Annotated in this window: 16 protein-coding genes; 7 read left to right on the top strand and 9 right to left on the bottom strand. The window is 65.8% G+C overall.

Going from position 1 to position 15,116, the window contains the following annotated elements; all coding sequences use genetic code 11:
• The first annotated feature begins 67 nt into the window (after positions 1–67).
• The 4 genes from B1991_RS05590 to mgtA all read left to right on the top strand — a co-directional run bounded on the left by B1991_RS05590 (position 68) and on the right by mgtA (position 5,123).
• Positions 68–970 (top strand): RHS repeat-associated core domain-containing protein, encoded by a 903-nt coding sequence (locus B1991_RS05590; protein ID WP_136257733.1) that lies wholly within the window; start codon positions 68–70, stop codon positions 968–970.
• Positions 971–993: 23 nt separating this feature from the next.
• Positions 994–1,443, top strand: coding sequence for a hypothetical protein (locus B1991_RS05595; protein ID WP_136257734.1), 450 nt, complete (start codon positions 994–996; stop codon positions 1,441–1,443).
• Positions 1,444–2,148: 705 nt separating this feature from the next.
• Entirely contained in the window at positions 2,149–2,376 is a 228-nt protein-coding gene (locus tag B1991_RS05600) for a hypothetical protein (RefSeq protein ID WP_136257735.1), read from the top strand.
• A gap of 110 nt (positions 2,377–2,486) precedes the next feature.
• The gene (mgtA, locus tag B1991_RS05605; RefSeq protein WP_136257736.1) at positions 2,487–5,123 is read left to right on the top strand and encodes a magnesium-translocating P-type ATPase; all 2,637 of its coding nucleotides are present in this window, start codon (positions 2,487–2,489) and stop codon (positions 5,121–5,123) included.
• 150 nt (positions 5,124–5,273) lie between these two features.
• On the opposite strand, the gene B1991_RS05610 is transcribed toward mgtA, so the two are convergent.
• The 6 genes from B1991_RS05610 to rpsU form a co-directional block, all read right to left on the bottom strand.
• Positions 5,274–6,275 carry a bile acid:sodium symporter family protein gene (locus B1991_RS05610; RefSeq protein WP_136257737.1) on the bottom strand — a complete coding sequence of 334 codons (1,002 nt, stop codon included), beginning with the start codon at positions 6,273–6,275 and terminating at the stop codon, positions 5,274–5,276.
• Positions 6,276–6,283: 8 nt separating this feature from the next.
• Positions 6,284–6,904, bottom strand: a complete 621-nt coding sequence (locus B1991_RS05615) for a DedA family protein (RefSeq protein WP_136257738.1) — start codon at positions 6,902–6,904, stop codon at positions 6,284–6,286.
• A gap of 130 nt (positions 6,905–7,034) precedes the next feature.
• Entirely contained in the window at positions 7,035–8,771 is a 1,737-nt protein-coding gene (gene dnaG / locus B1991_RS05620) for a DNA primase (RefSeq protein ID WP_136257739.1), read from the bottom strand.
• 83 nt (positions 8,772–8,854) lie between these two features.
• Positions 8,855–9,025: a DUF1328 domain-containing protein gene (locus B1991_RS05625; protein WP_136257740.1), complete on the bottom strand. Its 171-nt coding sequence runs from the start codon at positions 9,023–9,025 to the stop codon at positions 8,855–8,857.
• Positions 9,026–9,108: 83 nt separating this feature from the next.
• The gene (locus tag B1991_RS05630) at positions 9,109–9,555 is read right to left on the bottom strand and encodes a GatB/YqeY domain-containing protein (RefSeq protein ID WP_136257741.1); all 447 of its coding nucleotides are present in this window, start codon (positions 9,553–9,555) and stop codon (positions 9,109–9,111) included.
• Positions 9,556–9,728: 173 nt separating this feature from the next.
• Positions 9,729–9,944 carry a 30S ribosomal protein S21 gene (rpsU, locus tag B1991_RS05635; protein WP_007081639.1) on the bottom strand — a complete coding sequence of 72 codons (216 nt, stop codon included), beginning with the start codon at positions 9,942–9,944 and terminating at the stop codon, positions 9,729–9,731.
• 68 nt (positions 9,945–10,012) lie between these two features.
• Here rpsU and tsaD point away from each other — a divergent pair, with 68 nt between their 5' ends.
• On the top strand, positions 10,013–11,074 hold the full coding sequence (gene tsaD, locus B1991_RS05640; protein ID WP_246031067.1) for a tRNA (adenosine(37)-N6)-threonylcarbamoyltransferase complex transferase subunit TsaD: 1,062 nt from the start codon (positions 10,013–10,015) through the stop codon (positions 11,072–11,074).
• Positions 11,075–11,168: 94 nt separating this feature from the next.
• On the opposite strand, the gene B1991_RS05645 is transcribed toward tsaD, so the two are convergent.
• Genes B1991_RS05645 through B1991_RS05655 form a run of 3 tightly spaced genes read right to left on the bottom strand, consistent with a single transcriptional unit; the run spans position 11,169 to position 13,661 of the window.
• Complete coding sequence (locus B1991_RS05645) at positions 11,169–11,888, bottom strand: pseudouridine synthase (RefSeq protein WP_136257742.1); 720 nt, start codon at positions 11,886–11,888, stop codon at positions 11,169–11,171.
• Positions 11,889–11,925: 37 nt separating this feature from the next.
• Positions 11,926–12,702, bottom strand: a complete 777-nt coding sequence (locus tag B1991_RS05650; RefSeq protein ID WP_136257743.1) for an ABC transporter permease — start codon at positions 12,700–12,702, stop codon at positions 11,926–11,928.
• A complete protein-coding gene (locus B1991_RS05655) occupies positions 12,699–13,661 on the bottom strand; it encodes an ABC transporter ATP-binding protein (RefSeq protein ID WP_136257744.1) in 963 nt (320 codons plus the stop codon). The genes B1991_RS05650 and B1991_RS05655 overlap by 4 nt, the downstream gene beginning before the upstream one ends.
• Before the next feature lie 91 nt (positions 13,662–13,752).
• Here B1991_RS05655 and B1991_RS05660 point away from each other — a divergent pair, with 91 nt between their 5' ends.
• Together B1991_RS05660 and B1991_RS05665 are read left to right on the top strand one after the other, a co-directional pair.
• Positions 13,753–14,499, top strand: coding sequence for a ferredoxin--NADP reductase (locus B1991_RS05660; RefSeq protein WP_136257745.1), 747 nt, complete (start codon positions 13,753–13,755; stop codon positions 14,497–14,499).
• A 223-nt stretch (positions 14,500–14,722) separates the two neighbouring features.
• Positions 14,723–15,097, top strand: coding sequence for a hypothetical protein (locus tag B1991_RS05665; protein WP_136257746.1), 375 nt, complete (start codon positions 14,723–14,725; stop codon positions 15,095–15,097).
• Positions 15,098–15,116 lie beyond the last annotated feature (19 nt).

Below are 15,116 nucleotides of genomic sequence, written 5' to 3' on the forward strand. Positions count from 1 at the left end.
TATATTGTAGGTGGCGTCGCGCACCACACTGCCATCAGCACCCCACTATTCGTAGACAGCGTCAGATGTGTATAAGAACCAGGTCTATACCGACGCGCAGGGCACACCGCTGGCCGAAGCCGATGCCAGCGGCAACATCACGGCGACGTTCGACTACGCGCCCTACGGCAACCAGGCGTTGGGAACCCCGCCGAGCGGGCCGGGGTATACCGGGCATGTGAATGATCCGGATACGGGATTGGTGTACATGCAGGCGCGCTATTACGATCCAGACGTCGGGCGCTTCCTCAGTGCCGACCCGGTGGGGCCCGGACAGGGGAACGTATTTAACTTCAATCGGTTTGCGTATGCGGATAACAATCCGGTGGCGAATGTGGATCCAGATGGGCGGTGTACAGGATCGCATTTGTGTGTAGATTCGGTGGGAGTGGCAGGGATAGGTAGTGTGACGTTTGTGAGTCCTGGTCAAAGCGGTGGAGGTTCAACATCGCATTCAGTTCCTAAAAACACGCCAGTTTCGATGAGGCATTATTTTGAAAAATCGGGTCCCGAGGAAATGCGAAAAGCAGCAGTCGGCGTTATGGATTATTTTGGCATTGACCATACAGGCGTCGATTGCTGTGACATCGCAACAGGCGGAAACGTACGTGCTGAGATGTGGCCGGATGGGAGGTTAGACATTGGCGAAAAGCTTTTTTCTAACTCGTTTGGAATGATTGCCGCTACTCTGTATCATGAAGTAGAAGTTCATTGGAACTTGCAACTTTCCAAGCCCGACGTGGTTCTGGGTGACACCCAGGCTTGGTACATGCGCGAGGTCCAGGCCTACGACTTGGAAATAAAAAATAGTAGTAGATTTAATTTGAGTCCAGACGAAGTTAAGTCGTTAAAAGATAATCGTGCATATTACCTAAATGGACTTAATAGTTGGAACCGGTCTAGCGTTGAGAGCGGTATCTATAAGCCATAAATGAATAACGGATCGTTGACGCTATGAAAAAAATGATTCTATTACTTTTGCTTTTGCTTTTAATCCCGTTTGCGCAAGGTAGGGCCGCCGATGTCCTGTTGAACTTAAATAGAAGTGGTGATTTAATTATTGTTTCTATAGTTAATTCGTCAAGACACGATATGACGGTCAGTAAGGTTTTTACGATAAATCCAGCGTTTGGACTAATTAAATTTTACGTTAATGTCAATGGGCGCATACACCCCGCCGTGGGCTATCCGGACGAAATACTACCAAGTGTCTCAGATTACACAATCTTGTCGCCGTTTGACGTGGTCGGTAGGGCATTCGATATATCGGAAATAAGAAGACGATACCGTACCGGAAAAGATTGTTTCGATCTCCACGTTGAATATCATGATGCCATGGCCAAAAAATTCGGTGCGTACCAAGGGATATTAGAATCTAATACAATTGATGTTTGCGAGGAATGAAGGGGAGCAAAGGCCGGGAGGAAAGGGGACGGAGGCTGAGGTTTCCCCACGTTTTCATGCCGCCGCACCTATCCGATCGAGTAGCGCCGGACTTGGCTTTCGTATCTGCTCCATGAGTTCGTCGAGCTTGGCATTTGACCATCGTCGCACCATCGCCTCAAGGCCGAGTCGCATGATCGAGGACTAAAGGGGACGTGGGGATTAAAAGGGGACGTGGCTAATTAAATTTGTTCCGGTCGGCCTCAGGGACTACGGACTGGAGAGCCATGGCATACCTCCCTACGTTGTTGTCAAGCTGACAAAGCCGTTCAGCGCTTGATCTCTTCGTCCATCACGTCGCTCATCTGTGTCTTCCCCTCGAAGTATCACCTGAGCAGGATTTCACTGGGTCGTTACAGAGATTCGAAAGTCCGCCTTGGCACCATGTTGTTACCCGCCGCCGGATTGACACCTTCACCGCATCGCACCACAATGCGCGCGCCCTCCGGCGCGCTGCGCCGCATGGCTTCCAGTCCTGACAAACCAAGGCATATGGACGTTTACCCTAGTCGCAACGTCGACATCCGCTCGCTTCGGGTGCCGGCGCCGCACAACAACAAGCTGAACGCCTGCGGCGACCGCCTGCGGTCGGCTGGTGCTTTCCACTAGGGAAAGTCCGGCCCATCCCTGAGGACGCCGACGGCGTCGTTACCAGGAGATGAGCCGATGAAGCTCCTTCACGATTTCTTCCGCTGGCCCTTTGCCGGCGTCCGTGCCGTGGCGTCCCGGCCGGCGGCATTGCCGCGTGATTTCAGCGTCACCGTGCCGGCACCGCTGGCCGGGTCGGCGAGCGCTTCGCCGCTAACCCTCGAACCTTCACGCAACGAACGACGCGAGCCGGCCTCGTTCCTGCGCTCGCCGCGCCGCCGGCGACTGGGCCGCGCGCACCGATGATCCACCGCGGCGGACGCGGCCACGGGCAGTCCCCGTGGCCTGCCCGCGCCTCGCGCACTCGCTGACGCCGCGCGCGTCTTTCCCGGCCACGCGTTACCCGGACGCACCCGATGAGCAAGCCATTCCCGACGCGCGGCCGCGATGCCGCCGGCGCGCCGTCGCCCGCCCTTGCGGCCACCCTCGGGCATGCGTTTCGCAGCCCCGACGCGCTGCTGGACGTGCTGCAGAGCAACCCCGGCGGACTCGACGCCGAACAGATCCGCGCGCGCCTGCAGCGTGACGGCCTGAACGAGGTCTCGCGCGAGAAACCGCCGCACTGGTCGCTGCAGTTGCTGCGCGCGTTCCGCAACCCGTTCATCGTGGTGCTGCTGGTACTGGCCGGCGTGCAGCTGGCCACCGACGGCAACGACCTCACCGGGCCGCTGATCATCGCGGTGATGGTGGGCATCAGTGTGCTGCTGAGTTTCACCCAGGAATACCGCTCCTCGCGCGCCGCCGAACAGCTCAAGGCGATGGTGCGCAACACCGCCACCGTGCGGCGCCGCGCCTCGGACGGCCACAGCGAGCAGATCGAGGTGCCGGTGCGCGAGCTGGTGGTGGGCGACATCGTGCAGCTGGCCGCCGGCGACATGGTGCCGGCGGACCTGCGCCTGCTCGCCGCCAAGGACCTGTTCATCAGCCAGGCGATCCTCACCGGCGAGTCGGTGCCGGTGGAGAAGGCCGCGCCGGCGGCGACGGCGTCTGGCGCGGGCGACCCGCTGGCGCTGGCCGGCGTCTGCTACATGGGCACCAACGTGGTCAGCGGCACGGCCAGCGCGGTGGTGCTGGCCACCGGCGCGCGCAGCTATCTCGGCTCGCTGGCGCACAGCATGACCGGCGCGCGCGTGCAGACGAGCTTCGATCGCGGCATCCGTTCGGTGAGCTGGCTGCTGCTCCGCTTCATGGCGGTGATGGTGCCGGTGGTGTTCGTGATCAACGGGCTGGACAAGCACGACTGGGGCGAGGCGTTCCTGTTCGCGTTGTCGATCGCGGTGGGTCTGACTCCGGAGATGCTGCCGCTGATCGTCACCGCCAACTTGTCCAAGGGTGCGCTGGCGATGTCGCGGCGCAAGGTGGTGGTCAAGCGGCTCAACGCGATCCAGAACTTCGGCGCGATGGACGTGCTGTGCACCGACAAGACCGGCACGCTGACGCTGGACCGGATCGTGCTGGAGCGCCACCTCGGCCTCGACGGCGAGGCATCCGACCAGGCGCTGGAATACGGCTATCTCAACAGCCGCTTCCAGACCGGTTTGAAGAATCTGCTCGACAAGGCGGTGCTGGCCCATCGCGAGCTGGAACCGGTGGCCGCGCGCTACCGCGTGGTCGACGAGATCCCGTTCGACTTCCAGCGCCGCCGCATGTCGGTGGTGCTGGCCGACGGTGCGGGCGAGCACTTGCTGATCTGCAAGGGTGCGGTCGAGGAGATGCTGTCGATCTGTGCCTGGGCGCAGACCGGCGACGCGATCGAGCCGATGACCGAGCAGCATCGCCGCACGATCAAGGCAATGACGCACAGCCTCAACGAGGACGGCCTGCGTGTGCTGGTGGTGGCGGTGCGGCGGCTGCCGGCGCAGACGCGTGCCTATGGCGTGGCCGACGAGGACGGCCTGGTCGCGGTCGGCTGCCTGGCCTTCCTCGACCCGCCGAAAGACTCCGCCGCCACCGCGATACGCGCGCTGCACCAGCACGGCGTGGCGGTGAAGGTGATCACCGGCGACAACGAGGCGGTGACGCGCAAGATCTGCCGCGAGGTCGGGCTGGACGTGGCCGATTCGGTGCAGGGCCGCGACATCGAATCGCTCGATGACGCCGCGCTGGATGCGCTGGTGCCGCGCGTCACCGTGTTCGCCAAGATGTCGCCACTGCAGAAGGCGCGCGTAGTGCGCTCGTTGCAGCGGCTGGGCCACACCGTGGGCTTCCTCGGCGACGGCATCAACGATGCGCCCGCGTTGCACGACGCCGACGTCGGCATCTCGGTGGACACCGCCACCGACATCGCCAAAGAGTCGGCCGACATCATCCTGCTGGAAAAGAATCTGATGGTGCTGGAGGAGGGCGTGCTGGAAGGCCGCGTCACCTTCGGCAACATCATGAAGTACATCAAGATGACCGCCAGCTCGAACTTCGGCAACGTGTTCAGCGTGCTGGTGGCCAGCGCCTTCCTGCCGTTCCTGCCGATGCTGCCGCTGCAGATCCTGGTGCAGAACCTGCTGTACGACATCTCGCAGCTGTCGATCCCGTTCGACCGCATGGACGAGGAATACCTGAGCAAGCCGCGCAAGTGGGACGCCGGCGACATCGGCCGCTTCATGGCTTGGATCGGCCCGGTCAGCTCGATCTTCGACATCACCACGTTCTGGCTGATGTGGCGCGTGTTCGGCGCGAATTCGCCGGCACGGCAGTCGCTGTTCCAGTCCGGCTGGTTCATCGAGGGCCTGCTCTCGCAGACCCTGATCGTGCACATGATCCGCACCCGGCGCATCCCGTTCCTGCAGAGCGTGGCCTCCGCGCCGGTGCTGGGGCTGACCATCGCGATCATCGTGCTCGGCATGCTGATCCCGTTCAGTGCGCTTGGCGCGAAGATCGGCATGGTGCCGCTGCCGCCGATGTACTTCGCCTGGCTGGCGCTGACCCTGGTCAGCTACTGCGTGCTGACTCAGCTGATGAAGCTCATCTACATCCGCCGCTACGGCCGCTGGCTCTGAGCCTGTCTTGCGCCCTGGTGACCCTCCTGTAGGAGCGCACTTGTGCGCGATGCTCTTCCTCTGAAAACAACGAAAGCAAGAGCATCGCGCGCAAGCGCGCTCCTACAGAGGCGAATGATCGATCGCTCCGCCCAGCGCAGCCCCATGAAATCAATCCGCCTCGCGATCGTCCTCGCTGACGCGAGCTGCCCCGCGCGCCGCATACCGCCGCGCCACCACCGCACACACCATCAGCTGCAACTGGTGGAACATCATCAGCGGCAACACCAGCGCGCCAAGGCCGCCGGCCTGGCCGGCGAACAGGATCTTGGCCATCGGGATGCCGCTGGCCATGCTTTTCTTGGAGCCGCAGAACACGATGGCGATCTCATCCTCGCGTGAAAAGCCGAGCCGGCGTGCGGCCCAGGTGATCGTCGGCATGACCAGGGCCAGCAGCACGGCGCAGGCGATCAGGGTGGCGAGCAGGGCGGACACCGGCGTGTCGCGCCACAGGCCCTCGACCACCGCGGCGCTGAAGGCGGTGTAGACCACCAGCAGGATCGTGGCCTGGTCGGTGATGCCGAGCAGCGGCTTATGCCGGTCGACGAAGCCGCCGATCCAGCGCCGCGCGAGATGGCCGATCGCAAACGGCAGCAACAACAGCAGCACGATGTCCAGCACGCCATGCCAGGAAACGCCGCCGCCGCGGCTTTCCAGCAGCAACCCCACCAGCAGCGGAGTCAGCACGATGCCGAGCAGGTTGGACGTCGATGCGCTGACCACGGCGGCCGGCACGTTGCCGCCGGCGATCGCGGTGAACGCGATCGACGATTGCACGGTCGACGGCAGCAGGCACACGAACAGCAGGCCCAGGCTCAGTTCCGGCGTCAGCATGGCGTCGCCGAGCGGGTGCAGCGCCAGGCCGAGCAGCGGGAACAGCACGAAGGTGCTGGCCAGCACGGTCAGGTGCAGGCGCCAGTGCGTCAAGCCCTGCACGATCGATTGGCGCGGCAACTTGGCGCCGTGCAGGAAGAACAGCAGCGCGATCGCCGCGTCGGTGATCAGGTCGAAGGCACGCGCCGTGCCTTCGCGCGCAGGCAGCAGCGAGGCCAGCAGCACGGTGGCAAGCAGGGCGAGGGTGAAGTTGTCCGGAATGCGTCGGGGCCGTGCCATGCCGCCGATCAGTCCAGCGAGCAGCGGGCGCGGCGGCGATGGCGCCACCAGGCGATCAGCAACGCCAGCACGAGGATGCCCAGCAGCAGCCACAGGCTGGCCTGGCCGCGATGCATCCACTTCAGCAGCCACTGGTGGTTGTCCGCACCGACGAAGCCCAGGTAGACCCAGAACGGCACGCTGATCAGCGCGGCACTGCCATCGAGCAGCAGGAAGCGGGTGAACGACACCCGGTGGGTCATGCCCGCGGTGAGATAGACCGTGGTGCGCATGCCGGGCAGGAAGCGCGCGATGAACAGCACCCGGTTGCCATAGCGGTGGAACTTCTCCTGCACCTTGGCGTAGCGCGACGGAGTGAGGATGCGCGCCACGAAGCGCCACTGCAGGATGCGCGCGCCGTAGCGGTAGCCGAGCAGGAAGATGGCACAGTCGCCCAGCAGCACGCCGAACATCGCCAGCGCGACCATCGCATGCACGTTGGCGTAGCCCAGGCCGGCGATCACGCCGCCGGCGACCAGGGTGATGTCCTCCGGCAGCGGCAAGCCGGCGCCGCAGATCATCAGCGCGATGAATACCGCCAGGTAGCCGTTCTCGGCAAAGATCGTGACCAGGTGCTGCAGCAGGTCCATCAGTGTTCTCGTGCCTTCCGCCGTCGCGCGCCGGTCGCAACCGCGCATGATCCCACAGCCGTGGCTTCGCGGCGGCACACCGGGACAGCTTGCCGCAGGTCGGGGGCAGTCCCGCACGAACCGGCGAGCATCATGCCGGCGCCGTCGGCGGGGCCACGCGGGCGGCCAGCAGCTCGCGCAGTTCGGCCTTCTCGGCGCTGTCCAGCGCGCCTTCGCGGCTCTTGGCGGTGAGCGCGTCGCGGCGCTGGCTGACCGCCTGTTCCTCCATCCGCTGGAGGGCATCGAAGAACTCTGCGGCCTGCGCCTCCGCCTCGCCCACCACGGTGGCGGCCATCAGTTTCTGCAGGGCCGGGTACTCCGGGCGCTCGGCGAAATGTTCCACCAGCATCGCCGGGTTGATGCCGGGACGCGCGCGCGCCAAGTCGAGCAGCTCGGCCAGCAGCTCCACGCCGGGCTTGTCCAGACGCAGGAAGCGATAGGGTTTCTCGACCCGGTCGGCCATGCCCGGCTGGGTCAGCAGCAGCGAGATGGCGCTGCGCACCAGGCTGCGCTGCACTGCCATCGGGCGCTGCACCGCACGATGGGCGGCGGGGTCGGCCTGCAGCATCGCGCGGGCACCGCTGCGCTTTTCCAGCTCCTGCGCCATCAGGTCGCGGAAGGCACCGTCGGGCAGCTTCGCGATCAGCGGCCGCGCGCGCTCGGCCAGCCGCGCGCGGCCGTCCAGGCTCGCCATGTCGACGTCGCGCGACAGTTCGCCGAAGAAGTAGTCCGACAGCGGCATGGCTTCTTTGATGCGCCGTTCGAAGCCCTCCTTGCCCTCCTTGCGCACCAGCGAATCGGGGTCTTCGCCGTCGGGCAGGAACAGGAAATACGCCTGGCGCCCGTCGCGCAGCCGCGGCAACGCCGACTCCAGCGCCTTCCACGCCGCGGCGCGGCCGGCGCGGTCGCCGTCGAAGCAGAACACCACGTCGGGCGCGGCGCGGAACAGCAGTTCGGTGTGCTCGGGGGTGGTCGCCGTGCCCAGCGTGGCCACCGCGATCGGCAGGCCGGCCTGGTGCAGCGCGATCACGTCCATGTAACCCTCGACCACCACGATGCGCGCGAGGCTCGTGTTGGCCTGCTTTACTTGCCACAGGGCAAACAGCTCGCGGCCCTTGTGGAACAGCGTGGTTTCGGGCGAGTTGAGGTATTTGGGGGATTGCTCCGAGCTGAGCACCCTCCCGCCGAACGCGATCACGCGTCCGCGTCGGTCGAGGATCGGGAACATCAAGCGCTCGCGGAAGCGGTCGTACTTGCTGCCGCGCTCGCCGGTGGACACCATGCCGGCTTCGTCGAGCAGCTCCATGCGCCGCGGACTGCTGCCCAGCGCCTTGCTCACGCCGTCGTAGCCGGCCGGCGCCCAGCCGAGGCGGAAGCGCGCGATGGTATCGGCGTCCAGGCCGCGCTTGGCGCAATATGCCTTCGCCTCGGCACTGCCGGGAAGCTGCTGCTGGTACCAGCTGGCGCTGGCGTCGAGCAGGGCATAGAGATCGGTCTTGTCCTCGCGCGGGCGTTCGTCGCGGCCGCCTTCGCGCGGCACGGTGAGGCCCACCGACTGCGCCAGTTCCTCCACCGCGTCGGGGAACTCCAGCCGATCGTAGTCCATCAGGAACTTGATCGCGCTGCCGTGCACGCCGCAGCCGAAGCAGTGGAAGAACTGCTTGGCCGGGCTGACGTAGAACGACGGCGTGCGCTCGTTGTGGAACGGGCAGCAGGCGGTCCACTCGCGGCCGGCCTTCTTCAACGGCACGCGCCGCTCGATCACGTCGACGATGTCGACACGGGCAAGCAGTTCATCGATGAAGCTGTCGGGGATCAGGCCGCGCATAGACCCCCTAGTCTAGTCGGTCGCCGCCGGGGAGGCGTGCGGGTGATCCCGCCAGGGGCGTGCCGGCGGCGGGACCGGGCCGGCTAGAACAGGCTGATCACGCCGACCAGGGCCAGCACGGCCAGCAGGAACAGGATCACGAAGCACGCGAACAGCACCTTGGCGATGGTCGCGGTGGCACCGGATACGCCGCCGAAGCCGAGCCAGCCAGTGATCAGCGAAATGATGGCGAAGATGATGGCCCACTTCAGCATGCGGTCCTCCGGAAGACGATGGGGTTTGCGGAGGTTGTAGCCGGGGCGGCGTGAAGGCGGCGCATCGCCGGCCATGCGAGGCGTCAGCCGGCGAGGCGTGCCTTGATGCGCGCCGAGACCACGCCCATGTCGGCGCGGCCGGCGGCCTTGTCCTTCACCGCGGCCATCACCTTGCCCATGTCGCGGGGCGAGCTGGCGCCGGTATCGGCGATCGCGGCGGCGATCAGCGCGTCGATCTCGGCCTCGGCCAGCTTGGCGGGCAGGTAGGTTTCGATGATGGCCATCTCGGCGCGCTCCACCTCGGCCAGGTCTTCGCGCCCGGCGGCGGCGTACTGGCTGACCGAGTCCTTGCGCTGCTTCATCATCTTTTCCAGCACGGCGAGCACCTGGCCGTCGTCCAGCTCGATGCGCTCGTCCACCTCGCGCTGCTTGATCGCCGCCAACATCAGCCGGATCACGCCCAGCCGCGGCTTGTCGCCGCCACGCATGGCGGTCTTCATGTCCTCGGTGAGCTGCTGCTTGAGCGCCATCACGATGCCTCGCTGGGGTGGATTTCGATTCGTCGGAAACGGCAAAGCCGGCGTTGTCCGCTTCGGAACAACGCCGGCCATGGCCTATCCGGATGCTTGCGGCGGCAGCGAGAACCCGCGCCTGCCGCATGACCGTTGCCGCTCGACCCGCCGACGCACGGCGGGGAGGGCACTCAGTACAGGCGGACCTTGCGCGAGACGTCGCGCGAGAGACGACGCAGGTGGCGCTTCACGGCAGCAGCGCGCTTGCGCTTGCGCTCCTGGGTCGGCTTTTCGTAGAACTCGCGCTTGCGCGTCTCGGCCAGCACGCCGGCCTTCTCGCAGGTACGCTTGAAACGACGCAGTGCGATCTCGAACGGCTCGTTCTCGCGAACTTTTACGTTGGGCATGGAAACTCCAGGTGGTAATCTGCCCGCTCTTGCGGGACAGTGGAAAGTGGTGAGCCGCGAATTATACCGTGGATAACAAAGAATTTTCAAAGCCGGCCAACCGGCCGGTGCTGGGCATCGAGAGCTCCTGCGACGAAACCGGGGTGGCGATCCTGCGCTGGGAGCCGGACGCCCCGGGCAAGGGCCTGCTGGCCCACACCCTGTACAGCCAGATCAAACTGCACGCCGATTACGGCGGCGTGGTGCCGGAACTGGCCAGCCGCGACCACGTGCGCAAGCTGCTGCCGTTGATCCGCGAGGCGCTGGCACAGGCCGGACTGGGCGTGCGCGACCTCGGCGGGGTGGCCTACACGGCCGGCCCGGGCCTGGTCGGCGCGCTGCTGGTGGGTGCGTCAGTGGGCCGCGCGCTGGCCTGGGCGCTGGATGTGCCGGCTCTCGCCGTCCACCACATGGAAGGCCACCTGCTGGCCCCGCTGCTGGAGGAGGACCCGCCCGAGCCGCCGTTCGTGGCCTTGCTGGTGTCCGGCGGCCACTCGCTGCTGGTCGAGGTCAAGGCGATCGGCCAGTACACCATCCTGGGCGATACCCTGGACGACGCCGCCGGCGAGGCGTTCGACAAGACCGCCAAGCTGATGGGCCTGCCGTATCCGGGTGGCCCGGCGCTGGCGAAGCTGGCCGAGCAGGGCCGGCCGGGGGTGTTCCGCTTCTCGCGGCCGATGACCGACCGGCCCGGGCTGGATTTCAGCTTCTCCGGCCTGAAGACCCAGGTGCTGCTGGCCTGGCAGAAATCCGACCAGAGCGAGCAGACCCGCGCCGACGTGGCCCGCGCCTTCGAGGAGGCGATCGTGGACACGCTGATCATCAAGTGCCGCCGTGCCCTCGAGGCGACGGGCGCGCGGCGGCTGGTGATCGCCGGCGGCGTCGGTGCCAATCGCCGGCTGCGCGCGGAACTGGTCGCGGCCGGCGAGCACGATGGCTTCCGGGTGTACTTCCCGCGGCTGGCCTTCTGCACCGACAACGGCGCGATGATCGCGCTGGCCGGTGCGATCCGGCTGGCCAGCGGCCAGCGCCAGGACGAAACCGTGCAGGTGCGCCCGCGCTGGGACCTGCAGAGCCTGCCGGCCGCCTGACCTGCTTGTAGGGCGGGCACGGTCCGCCGCCGTTCCCGAGGTCGCAAGCGCCGGCGGGCAGTGCCCGCCCTACGGACGCGTCGCGGTTACGCGCTCACCATTGCGTGCGCCCGGGCAGCAGGCCTTTCAGTTCGGCGTCGGTGAGATTGCGCCACTGGCCGGGTTTCAGGTGGGCCAGCTTGACGTTGTCGATGCGCACGCGGCGCAGCTGGGTCACGCGGTAGCCGAACGCAGCGGCCATCAGGCGGATCTGCCGGTTCAGCCCCTGGGTCAGCACGATCGAGAAACCGAACTTCGCGATCCGGCGCACGCGGCAGCGCTGGGTCAGCTGGCCGTGGATGCGCACGCCCTTGCCCATGCCGGCGATGAATTCGTCGGTGACCGCCTTGTTCACCCCGACCAGGTATTCCTTCTCGTGGTGGTTCTCGGCGCGCAGGATCTCGTTGACGATGTCGCCGTTGCTGGTCAGCAGGATCAGTCCTTCGGAATCCTTGTCCAGCCGGCCGATCGGGAAGATCCGCTGCGGATGGTCGACGAAGTCCACGATGTTGCCGGCCACGGCCTGGTCGGTGGTGCAGGTGATGCCGACCGGCTTGTTCAGCGCGATGTAGACCGCCTTCTTCGCCGCCGGCGTGGCCGCCAGCACGCGGGCCCGGACGACCTCGCCGTCCACCCGCACCTCGTCGCCGTCCAGCGCCTTGGCGCCGGTACCGACCACCTCGCCGTTGATGCTCACGCGCCCGGCGAGCAGCCATTCGTCGGCTTCGCGGCGCGAACACAGCCCGGCTTCGCTGATGTATTTGTTGACGCGCATGTCGGGCCTCGATGCGGGGCGTTCCCCGCCGCCGTTTTCAGGATCGAAGCCCCACGCCGCGTCTGAGCAGGTACAGCGCCGCCATCGTCAGCCCGGCGATGAACATCAGCATCACGGCGAAGGCTCCGCCCACCGACACGTCGCTGATGCCGAGGATGCCGTAGCGGAAGGCGTTGACCATGTACAGGATCGGATTGGCGTGGGAAATGGCGCGCCACGGCTCGCCCAGCATGTTGATCGAGTAGAACACGCCGCCCAGGTAGGTCAGCGGCGTGATCACGAAGGTGGGCACCAGGGCGATGTCGTCGAACTTGCTGGCGAACACCGCGTTGATGAACCCGGCCAGCGCGAAGATCACCGCACCCAGCAGCACCGCGGCCAGCGCGGTCAGCGGGTGCGCCACGTGCAGCGACGTGAAGAACAGCGCGACCACCAGCACCAGTGCGCCGACCACCAGGGCGCGTGCAACCGCGCCGATCACGTAACCGTACAGGATCGCCCAGTTGGCCATCGGGGCCACCAGCATCTCCTCCACCGAGCGCTGGAACTTGGCGCCGTAGAACGAGCTGGAGATGTTCATGTAGCTGTTGTTGATAATCGACATCATCACCAGGCCGGGCACGATGTATTGCATGTAGCTGAAGTCGCCCTCGATCTTGCCGATGCGGCTGCCGATCAGCTTGCCGAAGATGATGAAGTACAGCGTCATCGTGATGACGGGCGGGATCAGCGTCTGGGTCCAGATGCGCAGGATGCGCACGATTTCGCGCCGCGCGACGGTGTACAGCGCGACCAGATTGGTGGAACTGCTCATGCCGCCTTCTCCCGCTCCGGGGTACGGCCTTGTTCGACCAGTCGCACGAACAGTTCCTCCAGCCGGTTGGTCTTGGTGCGCATCGAATGCACCGTGATGCCGTGGTGGGTGAGTGCGCTGAACAGCGTGTTGAGATCCTGCTTGCGGGCCATCTCCGCTTCCAGCGTGCGCTCGTCGATGCGGCGCAGGGCGATGCCGGCCACGCTCGGCAGCTCGCCCGGCGGTTCGGCCAGGTCGAGCACGAAGGTTTCCACGTCCAGCGTCGCCAGCAGGCGCTTCATGCTGGTGTTCTCGATGATCGTGCCGTGGTCGATGATCGCGATGTTGCGGCACAGCGACTCGGCTTCCTCCAGGTAGTGCGTGGTCAGGATCACCGTGGTGCCGGCCGCGTTGATCGCGCTGACGAAGTGCCACATCGAACGGCGGATCTCGATGTCCACGCCGGCGGTGGGCTCGTCCAGGATCAGCAGCCTGGGCTCGTTCATCATCGCGCGGGCGATCATCAGGCGGCGCTTCATGCCGCCGGACATCTCCCGCGCCTGGTGGAAGGCCTTGTCCCACAGGCGCAGTTCCTTCAGGTATTTCTCCGCGCGTTCGGCGGCGAGCTTGCGCGGAATGCCGTAGAAGCCGGCCTCGTTGACGCAGATGTCGAACGGCTTCTCGAACTGGTTGAAGTTGATCTCCTGCGGCACCAGCCCGATCAACCGCATCGCTTCGCTGCGCTCGCGCGCGACCGAGCGGCCGAACACGCGCGCGTCGCCGCTGCTGGCGTTGACCAGCGAGGAGAGGATGCCGATCAGGGTCGACTTGCCGGCGCCGTTGGGGCCGAGCAGGGCGAAGAAGTCGCCGGGCTGCACGGTGAGGCTGACGCCCTTGAGCGCTTCCACGCCGTTGCGGTAGACCTTGCGCAGGTTGTCGACGACCAGCGCGGGGGGCGAATCGTTTTGCGTGAAGGACATGGGCTGCGCCAAGGGGGACAAGCCGCTTATTATACGGGGCTGACCACCACCGTCCGGGTCCGCCCGACGCACACACTGTTTCGGGAATGCCATGGCCGACCACTTCCAGCTCCGTCTCGTCGACGGCTACATGCTCGCTCCGACGGTGCGCCATCTGGTGTTCGAGCGCGTTGACGGACAACCGCTGGCGTTCCAGCCGGGCCAGTTCCTGCAGGTGCATTTCCATTACGACGACGGCACCGCCACCAAGCGCAGCTATTCGGTGGGCAGCGTCGGCGACGGCTCCTCTCCCGTGCGGCACATCGAGATCGCGGTGAGCTACGTCGAGGGCGGCGCCGCGACGAAGCTGCTCGGCGAACTGCCGGTCGGCGGCGTGATCGACGCCAGCGGCCCGTACGGCCGCTTCTGCCTGCAGGAGGCCGACACCCACCCGCGCTACCTGCTGCTGGCCACCGGCACCGGGGTTACCCCGTACCGCGCGATGCTGCCGCAGATCGAGAAACTGCTGGCCGGCGGCGATCGCGAAGTGGTGCTGTTGTACGGCGCCCGCAACGAAACCGAGCTGCTCTACGGCGAGGAGTTCGAGGCGTTCGCGCAGAGCCACCCCGGCTTCCTGTTCCATGGCTGCCTCAGCCGCGAGGCCCGCGCCGTGCCGCGCCCCGGCGATCGCGCCGGCCACGTGCAGAACGTGCTGGCCGAACTCGGGCCCAGCGCCGAACGCGACATCGCCTACCTGTGCGGCAACCCCAACATGGTCGATGCCGCCTACGCCGCCCTGCAGGAGTTCGGCCTGCCGGTGAAACAGATCCGCCGCGAGAAATACATTTCCTCGCGCTGACCTCGCCGACCTTTCCCGTTCACGACTCTTCCACGCGCGCGTCACCTGCGGTGCGGTATGCAGGCGCAGATGGAATCGGCATGCCGTTCTTGCCCGGCTGGAATGTGACGTGCATCACAATTTGCGATGCGCGCCGGCGCCGCCGCTAAAGTCCGCGCGAGCACTGCCGAAAGCCACTTGAGTTACCCCGTCATGGGCGGGGGTCACGCAAGAGGTGCAGGGCATGAAGAGTCCGCTGGGCAGCGGCATGGTCGGTGGCGCATGGCTGGCGCTGGCGCTGGCGGCTGCCTTTTCGGTCGCCGAAGCCGGCAATGGGCGCATCTCGTTCTCCGGCGCGGTGGTCGAACCGACCTGCGCGGTCGCCCGTAACCAGCTCGCCGCCAGCCTCGTCGTGCACGCCGCCGAGGCGCAGTCATCGCAGCGGCTCGTCTGCGGGCGGACGTCCAGCGATCCCGGTCGGACCTATTCGCGCGTGGTGGTGGATCTCGATGCCGCGCGCGCAGCCGACGATCGCCTGCTCAACTACATGATCCGTCGTGCGTCCCCCGCTGTCGCAGGCAGCGCGTCCTACAAGCTGGTCGTGCGCACCTACGATTGAGCGGACCCGGCTTCACCAC

The sequence above is a fragment of the Rhodanobacter lindaniclasticus genome (assembly GCF_004799035.1).
GTDB classification, from domain to species: Bacteria; Pseudomonadota; Gammaproteobacteria; order Xanthomonadales; family Rhodanobacteraceae; genus Rhodanobacter; species Rhodanobacter lindaniclasticus.